Source organism: Aeromonas sp. R5-1 (assembly GCF_040908265.1).
GTDB lineage: Bacteria > Pseudomonadota > Gammaproteobacteria > Enterobacterales > Aeromonadaceae > Aeromonas > Aeromonas caviae.
In genome coordinates this window covers 129,774-148,564 of sequence record NZ_JBFODJ010000013.1, presented here as the reverse complement: position 1 = coordinate 148,564, position 18,791 = coordinate 129,774, and the positions used below count along the sequence as shown (strand labels likewise).

General features: G+C 62.3%; 18 protein-coding genes and 1 riboswitch. Of the genes, 9 read left to right on the top strand and 9 right to left on the bottom strand.

The genetic code is table 11. The features are described from left to right. The first annotated feature begins 333 nt into the window (after positions 1–333). The 4 genes from AB5Y64_RS02410 (at position 334) to AB5Y64_RS02395 (ending at position 5,408) form a co-directional block, all read left to right on the top strand. Complete coding sequence (locus AB5Y64_RS02410; protein ID WP_029313820.1) at positions 334–786, top strand: pullulanase; 453 nt, start codon at positions 334–336, stop codon at positions 784–786. Between the two features lie 204 nt (positions 787–990). Continuing rightward, on the top strand, positions 991–3,138 hold the full coding sequence (locus tag AB5Y64_RS02405; protein ID WP_368203207.1) for an adenosylcobalamin-dependent ribonucleoside-diphosphate reductase: 2,148 nt from the start codon (positions 991–993) through the stop codon (positions 3,136–3,138). 9 nt (positions 3,139–3,147) lie between these two features. Next, positions 3,148–3,831 (top strand): hypothetical protein, encoded by a 684-nt coding sequence (locus AB5Y64_RS02400; protein WP_010673144.1) that lies wholly within the window; start codon positions 3,148–3,150, stop codon positions 3,829–3,831. A 206-nt stretch (positions 3,832–4,037) separates the two neighbouring features. Continuing rightward, entirely contained in the window at positions 4,038–5,408 is a 1,371-nt protein-coding gene (locus AB5Y64_RS02395; RefSeq protein ID WP_201920663.1) for a PhoH family protein, read from the top strand. A gap of 66 nt (positions 5,409–5,474) precedes the next feature. Here AB5Y64_RS02395 and AB5Y64_RS02390 read toward each other — a convergent pair whose 3' ends face one another. The 4 genes from AB5Y64_RS02390 to thiB form a co-directional block, all read right to left on the bottom strand. Continuing rightward, positions 5,475–5,636 (bottom strand): hypothetical protein, encoded by a 162-nt coding sequence (locus AB5Y64_RS02390; RefSeq protein ID WP_176722675.1) that lies wholly within the window; start codon positions 5,634–5,636, stop codon positions 5,475–5,477. Positions 5,637–5,651: 15 nt separating this feature from the next. Beyond that, complete coding sequence (gene thiQ / locus AB5Y64_RS02385) at positions 5,652–6,362, bottom strand: thiamine ABC transporter ATP-binding protein (RefSeq protein WP_049637131.1); 711 nt, start codon at positions 6,360–6,362, stop codon at positions 5,652–5,654. 141 nt (positions 6,363–6,503) lie between these two features. Continuing rightward, a complete protein-coding gene (gene thiP, locus AB5Y64_RS02380; protein WP_368203204.1) occupies positions 6,504–8,132 on the bottom strand; it encodes a thiamine/thiamine pyrophosphate ABC transporter permease in 1,629 nt (542 codons plus the stop codon). Then, on the bottom strand, positions 8,108–9,088 hold the full coding sequence (gene thiB, locus AB5Y64_RS02375; protein WP_223945605.1) for a thiamine ABC transporter substrate binding subunit: 981 nt from the start codon (positions 9,086–9,088) through the stop codon (positions 8,108–8,110). The genes thiP and thiB overlap by 25 nt, the downstream gene beginning before the upstream one ends. An 83-nt stretch (positions 9,089–9,171) precedes the next feature. Continuing rightward, positions 9,172–9,262: riboswitch (TPP riboswitch) on the bottom strand. Between the two features lie 91 nt (positions 9,263–9,353). Here thiB and AB5Y64_RS02370 point away from each other — a divergent pair. Continuing rightward, complete coding sequence (locus AB5Y64_RS02370; RefSeq protein WP_010673149.1) at positions 9,354–9,644, top strand: PilZ domain-containing protein; 291 nt, start codon at positions 9,354–9,356, stop codon at positions 9,642–9,644. Between the two features lie 51 nt (positions 9,645–9,695). Here AB5Y64_RS02370 and AB5Y64_RS02365 read toward each other — a convergent pair whose 3' ends face one another. The 5 genes from AB5Y64_RS02365 to leuA form a co-directional block, all read right to left on the bottom strand. Beyond that, entirely contained in the window at positions 9,696–10,625 is a 930-nt protein-coding gene (locus tag AB5Y64_RS02365) for a transglutaminase domain-containing protein (RefSeq protein ID WP_223931691.1), read from the bottom strand. A gap of 112 nt (positions 10,626–10,737) precedes the next feature. Beyond that, on the bottom strand, positions 10,738–11,337 hold the full coding sequence (gene leuD / locus AB5Y64_RS02360) for a 3-isopropylmalate dehydratase small subunit (RefSeq protein WP_039041180.1): 600 nt from the start codon (positions 11,335–11,337) through the stop codon (positions 10,738–10,740). A 16-nt stretch (positions 11,338–11,353) separates the two neighbouring features. After that, complete coding sequence (leuC, locus tag AB5Y64_RS02355; RefSeq protein ID WP_043156165.1) at positions 11,354–12,751, bottom strand: 3-isopropylmalate dehydratase large subunit; 1,398 nt, start codon at positions 12,749–12,751, stop codon at positions 11,354–11,356. A gap of 27 nt (positions 12,752–12,778) precedes the next feature. Continuing rightward, positions 12,779–13,864 (bottom strand): 3-isopropylmalate dehydrogenase, encoded by a 1,086-nt coding sequence (gene leuB, locus AB5Y64_RS02350; RefSeq protein WP_042078277.1) that lies wholly within the window; start codon positions 13,862–13,864, stop codon positions 12,779–12,781. 109 nt (positions 13,865–13,973) lie between these two features. After that, positions 13,974–15,536 (bottom strand): 2-isopropylmalate synthase, encoded by a 1,563-nt coding sequence (leuA, locus tag AB5Y64_RS02345; protein WP_042078278.1) that lies wholly within the window; start codon positions 15,534–15,536, stop codon positions 13,974–13,976. Between the two features lie 405 nt (positions 15,537–15,941). On the opposite strand from leuA, the gene AB5Y64_RS02340 reads away from it, so the two are divergent. The 4 genes from AB5Y64_RS02340 to AB5Y64_RS02325 all read left to right on the top strand — a co-directional run bounded on the left by AB5Y64_RS02340 (position 15,942) and on the right by AB5Y64_RS02325 (position 18,488). Then, positions 15,942–16,565, top strand: a complete 624-nt coding sequence (locus tag AB5Y64_RS02340) for a TetR/AcrR family transcriptional regulator (protein ID WP_010673155.1) — start codon at positions 15,942–15,944, stop codon at positions 16,563–16,565. Positions 16,566–16,690: 125 nt separating this feature from the next. Continuing rightward, a complete protein-coding gene (locus AB5Y64_RS02335) occupies positions 16,691–17,194 on the top strand; it encodes a phosphatase PAP2 family protein (RefSeq protein WP_279981833.1) in 504 nt (167 codons plus the stop codon). Continuing rightward, complete coding sequence (locus AB5Y64_RS02330) at positions 17,191–18,300, top strand: MJ1255/VC2487 family glycosyltransferase (protein ID WP_109422129.1); 1,110 nt, start codon at positions 17,191–17,193, stop codon at positions 18,298–18,300. Before AB5Y64_RS02335 ends, AB5Y64_RS02330 begins: the two co-directional genes overlap by 4 nt. 35 nt (positions 18,301–18,335) lie before the next feature. Then, a complete protein-coding gene (locus AB5Y64_RS02325) occupies positions 18,336–18,488 on the top strand; it encodes a hypothetical protein (RefSeq protein WP_010673158.1) in 153 nt (50 codons plus the stop codon). Positions 18,489–18,791 lie beyond the last annotated feature (303 nt).

Below are 18,791 nucleotides of genomic sequence, written 5' to 3'. Positions count from 1 at the left end.
TGCGAGAGTAGGACACTGCCAGGCACCCAATACAAGAAACCCCGCTCACTCGAGCGGGGTTTTTTATTGCCTGAAATTCAGCCCTCACTGGAGGGTAAGCGGGCACTATGGTGCGGTCTCCCGCCGTGTTTTCTGATACTCGCATTCATCATCCCAGCCAATATCGGGTTGTTTGTGGCCTGTCTCTGCTCTATATCTATTCGAATACCCGCATTCTGGATATAAAAAGCACAGAATGTGATGCTTCTACCTTTCTTGTCATGCCTGCTCTGGTTTAATTCCCGGGTCCACATCGATGGACCAAGGAATCACAATAATTTGAGGAATGGACACATGTTCAAAAGAACAGTAACGATGATGCTGGCGGCGGGAACCCTGGTATTAGGCGGTTGCGCATCCAATGGTGGTGCAGAGCAGGCGGCGGCGGACAACAGTGACTTCGGCGGCAAGTCCATCTACCTGCGTGGTGAGATGAACGACTGGATGGCCACCGACGAAAGCAAGGTCGTCAAGGTTGCCGACAAGCTCTACATGGCCAAGGGGACGCTCAAGAAAGAGTGGGCTCCTTACAAGTTCAAGTTTGCCGACTCCGGCTGGAGTTGTGGCACCAACTTCGGTTACAAGAGCCCGAGCGATGGCGTTGCCGTGCTCGGCGGGGAACCTGTACCGGTCAACCCGTGCTCCAAGTATGAGGACATGAAGTTCTCGCCCGAGGCGGATGGCGTCTATGAGTTCTATCTGAATATGGCGGGTGAGACTCCGAGCGTATACGTCAAGAAACCCTGAGATAGTCTCTCGCTTTAAATCTCTCGGAAATTGAACCGGTTAAATGCCCTGGCCCAGAAATCTGCTGGCCGGGGCATTTTTTTAGGATAGAATCGGCGCCCTTATGACGGATAAAGCACAATATATTGTGCTTTGAGTTCTTAAATTCACTACTGGTAGTATTTTTGTCACGATATTACCCCATTCACAGGAGGTTGATTGACCATGGCTAAATCCATTCCGGTACAGGAGGGCGTCACCGCCAGCCGCCAGATCCCTCTGCAGGAGACGTCTCTCGAGATCTGGGACAGTAAGTATCGTCTCAAGAGCATGGATGGCGCCCCCATCGACGGCTCCATCGACGAGACCTACCAGCGTGTCGCTCGCGCGCTGGCTGCGCAGGAGCGCGAACCCGACACCTGGTATGAACCCTTCCTGTGGGCCCTGCGCAATGGTGCCATTCCGGCGGGCCGTATCACCTCCAACGCCGGGGCGTTTGAGCACAAGCCGGCGACCTCCACGATCAACTGCACCGTCTCCGGCACCATTGAGGATTCGATGGACGATATCCTCGGCAAGGTGCACGAGGCGGGGCTGACCCTGAAGGCGGGTTGCGGCATCGGTTACGACTTCTCGACCCTGCGACCGCGCGGAGCCTTCGTCTCGGGAGCGGGGGCCTATACCTCGGGGCCGCTCTCCTTCATGGATATCTACGACAAGATGTGCTTTACCGTCTCCTCTGCCGGTGGCCGTCGTGGCGCCCAGATGGGCACCATGGATATCCGTCACCCCGATGTCGTCGAGTTCATCCAGGCCAAGCGGGAGGATGGTCGCCTGCGTCAATTCAACCTCTCCCTGCTCATCACCGAAGAGTTCGTCAGTGCGGTGAAGGAGGATGCCCCCTGGCAACTGATCTTCCCCTACACCGCCAAGGAGGTGGAGCAGGATGGCATCGCGCTGGATGACCCTGCGAGGGTGGTCTGGGCGGACTGGCCCAACAAGGAGGGTGTGGTGATCAACGAGCTGGGCCAGGTGGCCTGCAAGGTCTACAAGACCCTGCCCGCGCGCAAGCTGTGGAACGTCATCATGACCTCTACCTACGACTATGCGGAGCCCGGTTTCATCCTGATCGACAAGGTGAACCAGATGAACAACAACTGGTTCTGCGAAGAGATCCGTGCCACCAACCCTTGCGGTGAACAGCCTCTGCCGCCCTATGGGGCCTGCCTGCTGGGCTCGGTCAACCTGACCACCTTCGTGCGCGATCCCTTCACCGAGCAGGCCGCCTTCGACTGGCCCGCGTTTCGCAAGGTGGTGGCCATCTTCACCCGCATGCTCGACAACGTGGTGGAGATAAACCAGCTGCCGCTGGCCAAGCAGCGCGAGGAGATCACCGCCAAGCGTCGCCACGGCATGGGCTTCCTGGGGCTGGGCTCGACCCTCACCATGCTGCGCATCAAGTACGGCTCTGCGGCCTCCGTCGCCTTCACCGAACAGGTCTCCCAGGAGCTGGCGATGACCGGCTGGCAGGAGTCTCTGCGTCTGGCGAAGGAGAAGGGGCCGGCCCCCATCATGGAGCAGGAGTTCGAAGTCACCGGCAAGATGCTGCGTCTGCGCCCCGAAATGGCGGCAGATGGCATCAAGCTCGGCGACAAGGTGAAGGGCAAGGTGTTGCATGCCCGCTACAGCCGCTATATGCAGCAGGTGGCCGAGGTGGATCCCGCTCTGGTAGCCGAGCTGGCCGAGGTGGGTGGACGCTTCACCCACCACAGCAGCATAGCGCCGACCGGTACCATCTCCCTGTCGCTCGCCAACAACGCCAGCAACGGCATCGAGCCGAGCTTTGCCCACCACTACAGCCGCAATGTCATCAAACCGGGCAAGAAGAGCAAGGAGAGCGTGGATGTCTACTCCTTCGAGCTGCTGGCCTATAGAGAGCTGGTGAACCCGGCCGCCATGCCCTATGCCGAGGAGGAGGGTAGCCGCCTGCCGGATTACTTCATTACCGCGGACGACATCACGCCGACCGGGCACGTGGATATCCAGGCGGCGGCTCAGCGCTGGATCGACTCCTCCATCTCCAAGACCGCCAACGTGCCGACCGATTTTCCGTTCGAGCAGTTCAAGGATATCTACCTCTATGCCTCGGACTCCGGCCTCAAGGGCTGTACCACCTTCCGCTTCAACCCGGCCGCCTTCCAGGGCGTGCTGGTGAAGGAGAAGGATCTGGAGAACACAAGTTACGAGTTCACCCTGGAGGATGGCACCGTCATCACGGCGAAGGGGAACGAGGAGATCGAATACGATGGCGAGCTGCACACCGCCGCCAACCTTTATGACGCCTTGAAAGAAGGCTATTACGGCAAGTTCTGAGGACGAGACATGGTCAAGAAGATCGACAGAAAAATCGTCGCCTACAAGGTAAAAACCCGGGATGAGCCGCAAGATGCGCCGACGCCCCAGGATGACGTGGTGCACATGCATGAAACCGTGCTGCGCCCGGAACGGTTGATGGGCACCACCTACAAGCTGAAGACGCCGGAGCACGTCTCCGAGCACTCGCTGTTCATCACCATCAACGACATCATTCTTAACGAGGGCACGGTGCACGAGACCCGGCGCCCGTTCGAGATCTTCATCAACTCCAAGAGCCTGGAGCACTATCAGTGGATAGTGGCGCTGACCCGCATCATCTCGGCGGTGTTTCGCAAGGGAGGGGACGTCACCTTTCTGGTGGAGGAGTTGCGCTCCGTGTTCGATCCCAAGGGGGGCTACTGGAACAAGGGCAAGTACGTGCCTTCGCTCATCGCCGAAATTGGCAACGTGATCGAAACCCATCTCACCGAGATCGGCATGCTCAAGGTGCCTGGGCTGGACGAGCACCAGCAGGCGTTCCTGGCCGAGAAGCAGGCGCAATTGCAGGCACAGCAACAGGCAGAAGAGCAGCCGGCGGGCAGCGGTTTCCCACCCAGTGCCGCGCTCTGCTACAAGTGCCACACCAAGGCGCTGGTGCAAAAGGATGGCTGCATGACCTGTCTCAACTGCGGGGATTCCAAGTGCGGTTGAGGGGCTGATTGCCACCAAAGGCCGGCGACATGCCGGCCTTTTCGTTGCTGATTTTATATTCGAACGACGCCCATGATGGCAGCGATTTGTTGCGCACAGGTAAATTCGGGCGTAGCGTTGGGGGTAATAAAACTGTCACGGCCGTGTGGTTTCAATGACATCTGAGATTCACACACGTGGCACCTTCAGTGCCAAGGAGGATGCTTATGGACAACACGGACCGAAAGCTGTTTATCCTGGATACCAACGTTCTGCTTCACGAACCCCTCGCCATCTACTCCTTCAAAGAGCACGACGTGCTCATCCCCATGACGGTGCTCGAAGAGCTCGACAACATCAAGGATCGCCAGAAGGACGTCAGCCGTGATGCCCGCATCGCCATCCGTGCCCTGGAAGATGTCTTCCGCGATGCGACTCCGGAGCAGATAGTGCAAGGAGTGGCACTGGCCGGCGAGGCGAGCGGCCGTATCTCCATCTTCAGCGATCACCATCTGCCCCAGGATGCCGAGGTGTTCACCGACAAGGAGGCGGACAACCGCATCATCAACGCTGCCCTCTATCTGCAGAAGCACGAGATGAAGCGTCAGGTGGTGCTGGTCACCAAAGACATCAACATGCGCCTCAAGGCCAAGGGAGCAGGTCTTGCCCATGTGGAGGATTACCGCAGCGACCAGCTCATCGACGACATCCGCCTGCTCGCCAAGGGCTTCCAGGTGGTGCCCGGCAGCTTCTGGGAGCGGGTCGGCGAGTGCGACAGCGAGACCCATGGCCGCGACACAGTGCATGTGATCGACTCGAACCTGCTGGAGGGGGTGCACGTCAACCAGTACCTGCTGGACGAGGAGAACTTCTTTGCCGCGCGGGTACTGAGCCACGACGGCAACAAGATCTGCCTGAAAGATCTCGGCCGCGAGCGGCTGATGTCCCGCAAGGCCTGGGGGGTGCATCCCAAGAACGTCTATCAGGGCATGGCGCTGGATGCCCTGCTGGATCCGCACATCGACCTGGTGATCCTGACCGGCCCGGCGGGCTGCGGCAAGACCCTGCTTGCCATGGCGGCGGCGCTGGAGCTGGTGATCGAGAAGGGGATCTACGAGAAGGTGATCGTCACCCGCAATACCCCGGAAATTGCCGAGAGCATCGGCTTCCTGCCCGGGACCGAAGAAGAGAAGATGATGCCCTGGCTGGCGGCGGTGACCGACACCCTGGAGGTGCTGCACAAGCAGGACGAGAACATGAGCGGGTCCCTCAGCTACATCATGGAGAAGGCCAATATCCAGTTCAAATCGGTCAACTTCATGCGCGGGCGCAGCATCCAGAACACCTTCGTGCTGCTGGACGAGTGCCAGAACCTGACCGCGTCCCAGATCAAGACCATCATCACCCGCTGCGGGGAGGGGACCAAGATCGTCTGCTCTGGCAACCTGGCTCAGATCGACTCCAACTACCTGAGCCCGGTGACCTCGGGTCTGACCTACATCGTCGAGCGGTTCAAGGACTTCGACGGCAGTGCCAACATCTTCCTGAACGGGGTGGTGCGCAGCAGGCTGGCTTCGTTCGCCGAGGAAAATCTCTGATTTGACGGGATCTCTGCATGAGAAAGGGGAAGCCGGACGGCTTCCCCTTTTTTGATCCCGCCTATCTCATGCCTCTCTCGGTCGGCCCAGGTAGCGCAGCAGCCCGGGGTGATCGCTGCTGTGCAGGATATCCGGCTTGCCCTGCAAGGCGATGCGCCCCGCGTCGATGAAGAGCACCTGATCGGCGATGAGCTGGGCATCCTCCTGGGAACGACAGGGAGAGACCATCAGCTTGTCAGCCCTTCACTGTGGCGCCAGAGCGCGGCCCAGGTAGCGCAGCAGCCCGGGGTGATCGCTGCTGTGCAGGATATCCGGCTTGCCCTGCAAGGCGATGCGTCCCGCGTCGATGAAGAGCACCTGATCGGCGATGAGCTGGGCATCCTCGGGGTTGTGAGAGACCATCAGCACGGTGATGCCCTGCTCGCAGGCGAGGCGGGCGACCTCCGCCAGCATCTCCCGGCGCAGGGCCGGATCGAGGGCCGAGAAGGGCTCGTCCAGCAGCAGCAGCGGCCTGCCCCGCACCAGGGCGCGGGCCAGCCCCACCCGCTGCTGCTGGCCGCCGGAGAGCTGCTCCGGCAGGCGCGTCAGCATCTCCCCCAGGCCCACCTTGTCAGCGGCCTCCTGCACCTGCCTTTTCTGGGCCGGATTCAAGCGCAGGCCGGGATGCAGGCCGATGGCGATGTTGTCGAACACCGACAGGTGCAGGAAGAGGTTGTGATCCTGGAACAGGGTGGTGACCGGGCGCTCGGCGGGGCCCAGTGACAGCAGATCCTGGCCGTCGAAGGTGAGGGTGCCCGACTCCACTGGCACGAAGCCCGCGATCATGCCGAGCAGGGTGGACTTGCCGGCGCCGCTCGGACCGATGAGGGCGGTGATCTCCCCCTTGGGCAAGGTCGCACTGAAGGTCACCTGCCAGTCGGGATAACTGGTGACCAGTTCCTCAATTACCAGCATGTTTGGCTCCTGAATGTCGTTTTATAGAACAACAAGTAAGAAAAATTGATGAAAGGCAGCGTGAGTGACTGCCCCAAGGGGTGCCCCAGGGGCGTGCCCAGCCGGATCCTGGGGGCAGGGAGGCGGCAATGCCGCCGGGGATCAGTGATCCACATGCCTGCCTCCCAGTCCTCGCTCCACCAGCCAGAACAGGGAGAAGCAGAGGGTAAGCAGCAGCAGGGCGGTGGCGGCCGCCTCGGTCAGCCGGTAGCTGCCGAGCTGTTGATAGAGCAGCCAGGGCAGGGTAGTGAGGGTCTGGCTGCCGAACATGGCGATGGCCCCGAGATCCCCGAGGGACAATATCATCGAGAGAGCCATGGCCAGGGCCAGCGGGCGGCGAAGCAGGGGCCACTCCACCAGGCGCAGGCGATGCAGGCCGCGCACCCCCAGGCTGTCCGCCAGCCGATCGTACTGGCGCACCACCAGTTGCATGGGGGCCGAGAGGGTGCGCAGCACATAGGGCAGCGCCATCAGGGCGTTGACCAGCACCACCAGCCAGGGGCCCAGGGCAAAGACGTCGGTAAAGGGCATGAACAGGATGAAGAGGCCGGTGGAGAGCACCACCGCCGGGATCATCAGGATTATGGAGCCGCTGGCCTCCCACAGGGCGGCGGCCCGCCGTTTGCGATCCCGCACCCTCAGGTGCCGGCTGGTGAGCAGCAGCCCGGCGCCGAGCAAAGTGGCCAGGGAGCCCGCCGCCAGGGCTATGCCCAGGGACTGCCCCCCTGCCTGCCACAGCCGGGGTGAGCCGAGCGCCGCCAGCAGACCGGGGTTGAACCCGGCGACCACGATGGCCAGCAGGGGCGGCAGGAAGATGGCGAGCCCCATGGTCAGGGCCAGGCCATCCACCAGAGCGCTGCCCTTCTGGTGTCTGTCGGGACGCAGGCAGGGGCGACGGCTGGTGAGGCGACTGGCCGGGGTGGTCTGCAGCTTGTGTTGCAGCAGGAGCAGGGCCAGGGTCAGCAGCAGTTGCACCAGGGCGAGCCCGCCAGCGGTGGCGAGATCGAAGTCAAAGCGCAGCGCCTGGTAGACAGCTACCTCCAGTGTGGTGGACTTGGGGCCGCCCCCGAGCGCCAGCACTGTGGTGAAGCTGGTGAAGCAGAGCATGAAGATGAGGCTGGCGAGCCCCGGCAAGATGCCGCGGATGAGCGGCCACTCCAGCAGCCGGAAGATGTGGGAGGAGCGCATGCCGAGCTGGCTGGCGAGGCGCCAGGAGGACTCGGGGATGCTCTCTATGCTCTGCAGGATGAGGCGGGCGGCCAGGGGCATGTTGAAGAAGACATGGGCCAGCAGGATGCCGAACAGGCCATAGAGATAGTTGCCGGGATCCAGGCCCAGGCCGTGCAGCAGTTGTGGCAGCCAGCCCTGACGACCGTGCACCGCCACCATGCCGAAGATGGCGATGATGACCGGCAACACCAGGGAGAGGCCGAACAGCTTGAGCAGCAGGCGGCGTCCGGTGAAACGGCGTCGCGCCAGGGCTCTGGCCACCGGGATGGCAAGCCCCAGGCTCAGCAGGGTGGAGAGCAGTGCCTGCCAGAGGCTGAAACCCAGCACGTGGCGCAGGTAGGGATCGCCTAGCAGGGCGCGGGGGGAGAGGGCCCCTGCCTGCCACAACAGGGCGACCAGCGGCCCAATGGAGAGCAGCAGGATGACCAGGGTGGCTGCACTGCCGGGCAGCCACCAGAAGGTGCGACGACCTGAACTCACTGGGTGACGGCTTGCAGCCATTCGCGGATCCACCCCTTGCGGTTGGCGGCCACCTCGTCAGAGCTGAAGGTGAGTGGCTTAGCTACGGTGATCATCTGTTCGAACCCCTTGGGCAGCGCCACGTCTGTCACCGGATACATCCAGTTGCCGCCGGGGATCTCGTTCTGGAAGGCGGGGCTCACCATGAATTGTAGGAACTGGTCAGCCAGTTTGCCCTGTGTGGCGCCCTTGAGCTTGGCCGCTACTTCCACCTGGCGGTAGTGACCCTCCTCGAACGCGGCCGCCCGGTACTGGGGTTTGCTCTCGGCAATCAGGTGATAGGCGGGGGAGGTGGTGTAGGAGAGCACCATGTCCGCCTCGCCGTCGAGGAACATGCCGTAGGCCTCTGACCACCCCTTGGTGACGGTGACCGTCTTTTTGGCCAGTTGCGCCCAGGCGGTCGGTGCCTCATCCCCGTAGACCGACTTCATCCAGAGCATCAGCCCCTGGCCCGGGGTGGAGGTGCGGGGATCCTGATAGATCACCTTGATATCGGGGCGTGCTACCAGCTCCTTCAGGCTCTTGGGGGGCTGCTTGAGCTTGTTGCTGTCATAGACGAAGGCGAAGTAGCCGTAGTCATAGGGGACAAAGGTGTCGTCCTGCCAGCCACCCGGCACCTTGAGGCCATCGAGCCTGGTGGCATGGGGGGCGAACAGGCCGCTCTGCTTGGCCTCGTTGATGAGGGCATCGTCCAGCCCCAGCACCATGTCGGCCTTGCTGTGCTGGCCCTCCAGCCGCAGCCGGTTGAGGATGGCGACGCCATCCTCGAGGGGCACCAGATTGAGGGTGCAGCCGCACTCCTTCTCGAAGGCCTGCTTGATCTTGGGACCGGGTCCCCATTCGGCGGCGAAGGAGCCGTAGGTGTAGACGGTGAGGGTGTCGGCGGCAAACGCCTGGGCAGAGAGCAGGCTGGTGGCGATCAGCAGCAGGGTCTTCATCAATGGCACTCCTGTGGGTATCGGGGTGCTCATCAATGGCACCTCGCGTGTGGTGAGCGCCGGCGGATGAGGGCACAAAAAACGCGCGCCATGCCTCAAATTCCTCCGCCAGCATTATCTGGATCAGGTTCACGGGTATAATCTCAGCGGTAAACCGCACCCCGTTTGAGCAACGCATCGCATTGTATTGGCGTTCCTGGGGGGAGGCCAGCACTATGTTTCACGGGCCGCATCGTGCGAGCCACCACCAAGGAGGAAGTCCCCAGTGATCACCAGCACCAAGGAAAGACGTGCCTTCCAGCGCATGGTCATCAATGCCCCCGTCACCCTGTTCCAGCATCAGCAGGTGCTGGAGGGGGTCTGCCGGGATCTCAGCGCCAACGGCATGGGCGTCGAGGTGAACAAGCACGAGTTCGATCTGGCCCAGCCCATCCGGGTGAGCCTGGCGACCAGCAGCAATCTTCTGCCTCCCTTCGAGGCCCAGGCTCGCATCGTGCGGGTGCTGGAGGAAGAAGACGGTCTCCTGCTGGCGCTGGAGTTTCTCTCCCTCACCTGAGACCCGGGTGCCCGTCCTCCTCGAGACAGGCCAGCCATGGGCTGGCCTGTCTCATTTCCCCTCATCCTGCACCGGCTGCACGCTCAACTGGCCGCTGTCGACCAGCGTCTTGCTGGTGGGCGCGAGCTGGCCCATGGGCAGCTGGGCCGGGCCGGTCGGCTCCATCAGGAGATAGGTCTCCCCCGTCCGGCTCAAGGTGGCGTCCCCCGGCTTGGCTGGCAGGGCCACCCCCAGCAGGGCATGTCCCGGCACGAACACCATGGCCTGCTTGAGATCGGGATACCCCTGGGCCAGCAGGGCGGCCATCAGGGTCACCTTGCTGTCGCAATCCCCCCGGTTCTGCTCCAGCACCTGGCGCGGGCTCAGAAACCCCTTGCCAGAGCGGCCCGACTGGCTGTCGAGCAGTTGATAAGGGATGGCCTGGATGAAGTCGAGCATGTGGGCCACCGTCTTTTGGCGCGCCTCGGTCTCGGTGGCCCCTTCCTGCTTGAGCTGCTCCATCAACGGGGCCAGTTCGTCCCGGCTCTCCAGGGCGATGCGCACATGATCCTGCTTGATGGCGGGAGCGCCGTCGGGGGCAGTGAAGGGCTGGAAGTAGTGCTGCGTGAGCCAGGCAGCCTCCAGTTTGGCCTGCTCGGGCTTGACCCATTGGGAGGCTTCCCGCGCCTTGTCGGCGTTGCGGCTCTTGATGCTGAGGCTCATGGCGGGGCGAACGAGGGAGAACTGCACCTCGGGGAACGCCAGGGGGGCCTGTTGCAGCAGGCTTTGCAGTACGTCTTCCTGCATCCTGGCCGGACGGTAAGCGATGAGAGGGGGCAGCTTGCCCGCCTCCAGCCGGTAGCTGAGCTGCTGCGCCTTGCCCTCCCTGTCCTGCCAGCCGACATTGAGCTGACCGCCACTGTTGGTGAAAGAGGTCTGCCCGCCCAGGGCCGGGAGGCTGAGCAGCAGGCAGAGCAATGAAAGGGCGCCCCTTGCGGACATGGGTGTCTCCTGTCGGACATGCAGAGGTGGCGGGCTTTGTACAGCGACCCGACAATAAAACAGGGAGCCTCGGCTCCCTGTTGATTCTACTCGCTTTCTTGTCGCAGGCTCGTCAAATCCAGCTTGGCTGCTTCGCCTCGAAGGCGCTGATGGCGGCCTCGTGCTGCAGGGTCAGACCGATGGCATCCAACCCGTTGAGCAGACAGTAGCGACGGAACTCGTCGATTTCGAAGCCGAACGTGAGGCTGCCTGCACGCACCTGGTTGGCCTCCAGATCCACTTCGATCTCGATACCCGGCTGGGCGGCGACCAGTTGGAACAGGGCGTCGACCTCCTCCTCTTTCAGACGAACCGGCACCATGCCGTTGTTGATGGCGTTGCCGTAGAAGATGTCGGCAAAGCTCGGGGCGATCATGGTCTTGAAGCCGTAGTCCGCCAGCGCCCAGGGGGCGTGCTCACGACTCGAGCCGCAGCCGAAGTTCTCGCGGGCCAGCAGGATGCTGGCACCAGCGAATTGCGGTTTGTTCAGTACGAACTCCGGGTTGGGCTGTTCCCCTGCATCGTCCAGGAAGCGCCAGTCGTGGAACAGGTGCTTGCCAAAGCCGATGCGGTTCACCTTCTGCAGGAACTGCTTGGGAATGATGGCGTCGGTGTCGACGTTGGCGCTGTCGAGGGGAACGACGATCCCTTTATGCTGTTTGAAACCTGTCATCATGTTCTCCTTGTCGTTACAGCGCGCGAATGTCGGCGAAGTGGCCGGTGACGGCGGCGGCGGCGGCCATGGCCGGGCTCACCAGGTGGGTGCGACCGGCACGACCCTGACGCCCCTCGAAGTTGCGGTTGCTGGTGGAGGCGCAGCGCTCCCCCGGTTGCAGCCGGTCGTTGTTCATGGCCAGACACATGGAGCAGCCGGGCAAACGCCACTCAAAGCCTGCCTCGATGAAGATCTTGTCCAGCCCCTCGGCCTCGGCCTGGGCCTTCACCTGCTCGGAGCCCGGCACCACCAGGGCCTGTACCCCGGCGGCGACCTTGCGACCGCGGGCGATGGCGGCAGCAGCGCGCAGATCCTCGATGCGGCTGTTGGTGCACGAACCGATGAACACCTTGTCGATGGCCACGTCGGAGAGCTTCTGGCCCGGTTGCAGGTCCATGTAGGCGAGGGCCTTGCGGGCGGACTGCTGCTCCACCGGATCGGCGAAGGATTCCGGTGCAGGGATGGGCTCATTGACGGCAATCACCTGGCCCGGGTTGGTGCCCCAGGTCACTTGCGGGGCGATGTCGGCGGCGTCGAGCACCACTTCGGCGTCGAAGTGGGCACCTTCGTCGCTCTTGAGGGTCAGCCAGTAGGCGATGGCCTGTTCCAGCGCCTCCCCCTTGGGAGCGAACTCCTTGCCACGGATGTAGTCGATGGTGGTCTGGTCGGGGGCAATCATGCCCGCTTTGGCGCCGAGCTCGATGGCCATGTTGCACACCGTCATGCGCCCTTCCATGGTGAGCCCCTCGATGGCTTCACCGGCGAACTCCACCACGTAGCCGGTCCCGCCTGCGTGACCCACCTTGCCGATGATGGCGAGCACCACGTCTTTGGCGCTGATGCCTGCGGCCAGCTTGCCGTTGACAGAGATACGCATGGTCCTGGCGCGGCCCTGTTTCAGGGTCTGGGTGGCCATCACGTGTTCCACCTCGGAGGTGCCGATACCGAATGCGAGCGAGCCGAAGGCGCCGTGGGTGGCGGTGTGTGAGTCACCGCAGACGATGGTGGTGCCGGGCAATGTGATGCCGAGCTCGGGGCCCATCACGTGGACGATGCCCTGATATTTGTGGTTCAAGTCATAGAGACGAACCCCGAACGCCTTGCAGTTGGCGGCGAGTGTCTCCATCTGGATGCGGGCCATCTCACCGGAGGCGGCGATGTCCTTGGTGGTGGTGGAGACGTTGTGATCCATGGTGGCCCAGGTCAGATCCGGGCGACGCAGCTGGCGGTTCATGGCGCGCAGGCCGTCGAATGCCTGGGGGCTGGTCACTTCATGCACCAGGTGACGGTCGATGTAGATGAGAGGGGTTTCCCCTTCCACTTCCCGCACCACGTGGGCGTCGAACACTTTCTGATAGAGGGTCTTGGACATTGCTCTCTTCCTTGTTATCTGGTGGCGTCAGATGCGTGCGGCGATCTGGCTGCCCATGTCGGCGGTGCTCTGTACCGGGTGCTTGGCGCTTGCCTGGTGCAGGTCGGCGGTGAAGTAACCTTCTGCCAGCGTCTGGGCCACGGCCTGCTCGATGGCCTGGGCGGCGGCTTCCTGGCCGAGGCTGTAGCGCAGCATCAGGGCGGCGGAGAGGATCTGGGCGATGGGGTTTGCGATCCCCTTGCCGGCGATGTCCGGGGCGGAGCCGCCGGCCGGCTCGAACAGGCCGAAGCCGGATTCGTTGAGGCTGGCGGAGGGGAGCAGGCCCATGGAGCCGGTGATCATGGCGCACTCGTCGGAGAGGATGTCACCGAACAGGTTGGAGCAGAGCAGCACGTCGAACTGGGACGGATCCTTGATGAGCTGCATGGTGGCGTTGTCGATATACATATGGTTCAGTTCGACGTCGGGATAACCCTTGGCGACCTCGTTTACCACCTCGCGCCACAGGATGGAGGAGGCGAGCACGTTGGCCTTGTCGATGGAGGTGACCCTGGCCTTGCGCACCCGGGCCGACTCGAACGCTATCTTGGCGATGCGCTCGATCTCGAAGCGGTGGTACACCTCGGTGTCGAAGGCTTTCTCGGTGGCGCCTTCACCCTCGCGCCCCTTGGGCTGGCCGAAGTAGATGCCGCCGGTCAGCTCGCGCACGCAGGCGATGTCGAAGCCGCGATCCGAGATGTCGGCACGCAGGGGGGAGAACTGCTCCAGACCGGTGTAGATGCGGGCCGGGCGCAGGTTGCAGAACAGTTTGAAGTGGGCGCGCAGGGGCAGCAGGGCGCCGCGCTCCGGCTGATCGTTGGGCGGCAGGTGTTCCCACTTGGGGCCGCCCACCGATCCGAACAGCACCGCATCGGCCGCTTCGCAGCCTTTGATCGTGCTCTGGGGCAGCGGTGTGCCGTGATTGTCGATGGCGATGCCACCCACGTCGTGACGGTCATAGTCGAGATTGAAGCCGAACTTGGCCTGCACCTTCTCCAGCACCTTGATGGCCTCTGCCATCACTTCCGGGCCAATGCCGTCACCCGGCAATACCGCGATCCGATAACTGCTCATACTCTCTCCGTCTTGATAGTGTTATTCCGTTTTATCCGGGAGGTAGGTCCGGGCCTTCGCCCTGACCCTTGCCCCCGATGTTGTGCTGTCATCTCGTCCGGCGGCGGGCTCAGACGGTTTCCGATCTGATGGTGTGGTTGCGCTCCATCTGCTCGGCCACCTGATCCGCGCGCCAGATGCTGTTGATCACGTGGACCAGGGCCTGGGCCGAGGATTCGATGATGTCGGTGGCCAGCCCCATGCCGTGGAACTTGCGCCCCTTGTACTCGGCGACTATGTCCACCTGGCCGAGGGCGTTCTTGCCCTCGCCCTTGCCCTTGAGTTCGTATTTGTCGATGCGGATCTCGTAGCCGGTGATGCGATTGATGCACTGGTAGACCGCATCCACCGGGCCGTTGCCGGTGGCTGCCTCGCACACCAGATCCTGGCCTACCTTCAGTTTCACCGAGGCGGTGGCCAGCACCGAGCTGCCGCTCTGCACGCCAAGGTACTCCAGCTTGAAGTGCTCCGGCTCCTCGTGGATCTGGCTGAAGAAGGCGAGGGCCTCCAGGTCGTAGTCGAATACCTGCCCCTTCTTGTCCGCCAGGACCAGGAACTTGGCGTAGAGATCGTCGAGGTCGTAGCTGCTCTCGGCGTAGCCCATGGACTCCATGCGGTGCTTGATCACGTGGCGACCGGAGCGGGAGGTCATGTTGAGGTTGTTCTGGGTGAGGCCGATGCTCTCGGGGGTGATGATTTCGTAGGTGTTCTTTGCCTTGAGCACCCCATCCTGATGGATGCCGGAGCTGTGGGAGAAGGCGTTGGCCCCGACGATCGCCTTGTTGGGCTGCACCGGCATGTTGCAGAGCTGGCTGACGAGGGTGCTGGTGCGGTGGATCTCGTGGTGGCGGATGTTGGTGTGCACCCCGAGCAGGTCGGCGCGGGTTTTCAGGATCATCGCCACCTCTTCCAGGGAGCAGTTGCCCGCCCGCTCGCCGATGCCGTTGATGGTGCACTCGATCTGGCGGGCCCCCATCTGCACGGCGCCGATGGAGTTCGCCACCGAGAGGCCCAGATCGTCGTGGCAGTGCACCGAGATGATGGCCTTGTCGATGTTCGGCACCCGGTTGAACAGGGTGTGGATGATGCCGGAAAATTCGGTCGGCACCGTGTAGCCGACGGTGTCCGGAATGTTGATGGTGCGGGCGCCGGCCTTGATGGCGGCCTCCACCATGCGGCAGAGGTTGTCGATCGGTGTACGACCCGCATCCTCGCAGGAGAACTCCACGTCGTCGGTGTAGCGCAGGGCGTGCTTGATGGCGCCGACCCCCATCTCCAGCACGTCTTCGAAGCTCTTCTTCAGCTTGCTCTCCACGTGGATGGACGAGGTGGAGATAAAGGTGTGGATGCGAAACGCCTCGGCCACTTTCAAGGCCTCGCCGGCGGCGTCGATGTCTTTTTGCAGGGCGCGAGCCAGGGCGCAGACCCGGCTGTTCTTGATGTGGCGGGCGATGGTCTGCACCGATTGAAAATCGCCGGGGGAGGAGACGGGGAAACCCACTTCCATGATGTCGACACCGAGCCGTTCCAGCGCCTGGGCAATCTGCAGCTTCTCCTTGACCGTCAAGCTGGCCGACAGCGCCTGCTCGCCATCACGCAAGGTGGTGTCGAATATGATGACTCGATCTGACATGTGACTTCCCTCTTCCTAAGTTCGGTGCGTGCATCCTGCATGGCATAAAAAAACCCGTGCGGGGTGCACGGGTTTCTGTAAATTCCGGCTATGCCTTAGCCCGGCTACAAGGATCCCGCGCGAGGAGTCGCGATTAGGGAGAGCAGTAGTAGCGGGGCGGCAATACGCATGATGACTCAATCCTTCCAGTCGATAACGCTACTACCAATATCGAGATTTTTATGCTGTGTCAACCTGAACGGACAGGTTCAATTCACTGGGTTATTTAATCGGATTGTAAAGGAGTGCAAATTCTCTTGTCCCATATTCGGTTCATGCCTGATTATCTGGTCATTCCTGCTGTACTCGATCACCCGCACAATCAGATCGACTTATCAGCCCTTGCTGAATTATCTGAGGTATTCCATGGAAAAACGCAGACCTGGCCGTCCAGTCGGACGTTCCGACATTCGTGACAAGCTGCTTGCCGCCGCACGCGAACGTTTTCTCAACACCCCCTACAGCAAGGTGACGACCCGCGAGATTGCCGAGCTGGCAGGCTCCAATCTGGCGATGATCCACTACTACTTCGGCAGCAAGGAAGGCCTCTACAAGGCGGTGCTGGGGGATGTGGCCGAGCCCCTCGAGCAAGCCTGGCACGACGAGAGCAGCAACCGCAGCCTGACCGATCTGCTCAACACCTACTATCAGGTGATGGCGCCCAACAGCGAGCTGACCTCCGCCATCTCCAGCGCATTGTCCACTGAAAAGAGCCCGGGGCGTGATTTTGTGCTGAGCCGCCTGCTGGATCGCCAACTTCCCCAGTTCGATGCCCTGCTCGAATCCATGCGCTCCAACGGCCAGCTGGCGGACAACCTGGACCCCGAGATGCTGAAGATCTCCTTCCTCAGCATGATGTGGCAGCCTTTCGTGATGAAGGATCTCTACGAACAGGTGTTTGGTCTGACGGTGGACGAGCACTTCATGAGCCGCCTCGCGGCCCACAACTGCCGCCTGATGGAAAACGGCCTGCGCGGTGCCCTGAACTGACTTTTTCGGGATGACGGATGAAAAAGGGCCCCTGGGCCCTTTTTTTCATCAATCTGTTATCTGGGCGTCAACGAAGTGTCATGCCGCCCTCCTAGTCTGCACTCAGGATGCAAGGGAGGGCCGTGATGAACAAGATCCAGCAATGGGACCTGCGGGTGTGCCGTGCCTGCCTGCTCCACCCCTACAATCAGCCGCAGGCCAGGATAAGCCGGCTTGTCTCCCGTACCGGTGATGGCCCCCTCTATGCCGTGGCGGCCTGCCTGCTCTGGTGGCAGGGGAGCGCCGGGCAGGAGGCGGTCAGGGTGGCGCTCTGGGCGTTTGCCCTCGAGTTGCCGCTCTACCTGCTGCTCAAGAATGCCCTCAAACGCCAGCGCCCGGCAGGGCTGCCTGTCTTCATCACCCCGTCGGATCGTTACAGCCTGCCCTCGGGCCATACCGCGGCCGCCTTTCTGATGGCGACCGTACTGGCCGCCAGTTTCCCGCTCTGGGCACCGCTGCTGTTTGTCTGGGCCGCGCTGGTGGGGGCGTCCCGCCTGCTGCTCGGGGTGCATTATCTGAGTGATCTGGTGGCCGGGGCGCTGCTTGGCGGTGGTTGCGCCCTCTGGGCGCTGGGTTGGAGCCAGGGATGAGGATACTGTTCGGCGTTCAGGGGACCGGCAACGGCCATATCAGTCGCAGCCGGACCCTGGCGCGCGCATTGAAGAGCAGGGGCGTGGCGGTGGACTATCTGTTCAGCGGGCGCGCCGCCGACGGCTACTTCGAGATGGGGGAGTTCGGGGATTATCGCACCTTCCCCGGTATCACTTTCGCCAGCCATCAGGGGCGCATCTCGGGCTGGCGCACCCTCAAGGGACTTTCTCCCCTGCGTTTCTGGCAAGATCTGCGTGCCCTCGATTGTCGCGAGTACGATCTGGTCATCAGCGACTTCGAGCCGCTCAGTGCCCATGCTGCTCGCCGCTGGGGCAAACCCAGCCTCACCATCAGCCATCAGGCGAGCTTCGACTGGCCGATCCCACGTTGGGGAGAGAGCGGCTTCAACCGCCAGCTGATGCGCCATTTTGCGCCGGTACGCCAGTCCCTGGGGCTGCACTGGTTCCATTTCGGCCAGCCCCTGCTGCCTCCCATCGTCGATCCCCTCGAGCCGGTGCCGGACAACCAGCAGATCCTGGTCTATCTGCCATTCGAGCAGACAGAGACGATCGCGGCCCTGTTGTCGCGTTTCAGCCCGCAGTCGTTCATCTGCTTCCATCCCGAGGTGCGCAAGCGCAGCGAGTGGCGCAACATCTGCTTTGAACCTCAGGCCAGAGAGGGGTTCAAGCTGGCGCTGGCCGGTTGTCGCGGGGTCATCAGCAATGCGGGATTCGAGCTTGCCTCCGAGGCGCTCTCCCTTGGCAAGAAGCTGCTGGTCAAACCCCTGGGTGGCCAGTTCGAGCAGTTGACCAACGGCAGGACCCTGGAGCTGATGGGGCTGGCCCAGTTGATGGACAGCCTGGATGCCAATGCGGTGCGAAGCTGGCTGGAGGCCCCTTCTCCTGGCAGGGTACGCTATCCCGATGTGGCAGGAGAGCTGGCCGACTGGTTGCTGGCCGGGGCCGGGGAGGAGGTGGGGGCGCTCTCCCGCCGCCTCTGGGGCAGGACCCTCTTTCCGGAGGAGGTGTGTGACAGCCTGGGGGAGCTTGCCAGCCGTACCGGCCAGGAGCGTCCCTGGTTATCCCAACTCAGCGCCTTTGACTAAACTGAGTCGATCCCACCACGGAGAGGACGGACACCATGCGCTTTACCAATGAAAACGGCGACACCATGACTCTGGCAGACAATCTCACCCTGCATGAGCTGCTCGACATGGGTGTCAGCATTTCGGTCTGCGAAGAGACGGATCCGGATCAGCAGATCTGGCTGGCAGAACCCGAAGACGAGCAGTGAAACCAGCCAGTTTTTGACGGCCCACCCCCTCGGGGTGGGCCGTTTATTTTGTTCCTGACCGACGCGGGCAGCATGATCCGCTGGTTGTTCCCCCCAGGGCCCCTCTTTGTTGCCCGTCTGGTGGCCAAGTCACTGAATGTTAATAGCTGTTTGAAATTTATGACTGTTATGGCCAGACAAAGCCGTGGACAAGCGTTCACGGGCGGGTTAAGTTGGTTTTTCACCCGCTTTTCGGGTGAATGATGGAAAACCCCTATTTTTCTACTATCGACGGCTCCGAACTCGCCTGATCTGCCTGCAGAC

What these genes read in the sequence shown, in the direction of transcription:
- leuC (WP_043156165.1), bottom strand. Translation starts at nt 12,751, where the DNA reads ATGTCCAAGACCCTCTATCAGAAAGTGTTCGACGCCCACGTGGTGCGG.
- AB5Y64_RS02365 (WP_223931691.1), bottom strand. Translation starts at nt 10,625, where the DNA reads ATGTCCGCAAGGGGCGCCCTTTCATTGCTCTGCCTGCTGCTCAGCCTC.
- AB5Y64_RS02340 (WP_010673155.1), top strand. Translation starts at nt 15,942, where the DNA reads ATGGAAAAACGCAGACCTGGCCGTCCAGTCGGACGTTCCGACATTCGT.
- thiB (WP_223945605.1), bottom strand. Translation starts at nt 9,088, where the DNA reads ATGAAGACCCTGCTGCTGATCGCCACCAGCCTGCTCTCTGCCCAGGCG.
- AB5Y64_RS02405 (WP_368203207.1), top strand. Translation starts at nt 991, where the DNA reads ATGGCTAAATCCATTCCGGTACAGGAGGGCGTCACCGCCAGCCGCCAG.
- leuB (WP_042078277.1), bottom strand. Translation starts at nt 13,864, where the DNA reads ATGAGCAGTTATCGGATCGCGGTATTGCCGGGTGACGGCATTGGCCCG.
- AB5Y64_RS02395 (WP_201920663.1), top strand. Translation starts at nt 4,038, where the DNA reads ATGGACAACACGGACCGAAAGCTGTTTATCCTGGATACCAACGTTCTG.
- leuA (WP_042078278.1), bottom strand. Translation starts at nt 15,536, where the DNA reads ATGTCAGATCGAGTCATCATATTCGACACCACCTTGCGTGATGGCGAG.
- AB5Y64_RS02390 (WP_176722675.1), bottom strand. Translation starts at nt 5,636, where the DNA reads ATGGTCTCTCCCTGTCGTTCCCAGGAGGATGCCCAGCTCATCGCCGAT.
- AB5Y64_RS02410 (WP_029313820.1), top strand. Translation starts at nt 334, where the DNA reads ATGTTCAAAAGAACAGTAACGATGATGCTGGCGGCGGGAACCCTGGTA.
- leuD (WP_039041180.1), bottom strand. Translation starts at nt 11,337, where the DNA reads ATGACAGGTTTCAAACAGCATAAAGGGATCGTCGTTCCCCTCGACAGC.
- AB5Y64_RS02335 (WP_279981833.1), top strand. Translation starts at nt 16,691, where the DNA reads ATGAACAAGATCCAGCAATGGGACCTGCGGGTGTGCCGTGCCTGCCTG.
- thiP (WP_368203204.1), bottom strand. Translation starts at nt 8,132, where the DNA reads ATGGCTGCAAGCCGTCACCCAGTGAGTTCAGGTCGTCGCACCTTCTGG.
- thiQ (WP_049637131.1), bottom strand. Translation starts at nt 6,362, where the DNA reads ATGCTGGTAATTGAGGAACTGGTCACCAGTTATCCCGACTGGCAGGTG.
- AB5Y64_RS02400 (WP_010673144.1), top strand. Translation starts at nt 3,148, where the DNA reads ATGGTCAAGAAGATCGACAGAAAAATCGTCGCCTACAAGGTAAAAACC.
- AB5Y64_RS02325 (WP_010673158.1), top strand. Translation starts at nt 18,336, where the DNA reads ATGCGCTTTACCAATGAAAACGGCGACACCATGACTCTGGCAGACAAT.
- AB5Y64_RS02330 (WP_109422129.1), top strand. Translation starts at nt 17,191, where the DNA reads ATGAGGATACTGTTCGGCGTTCAGGGGACCGGCAACGGCCATATCAGT.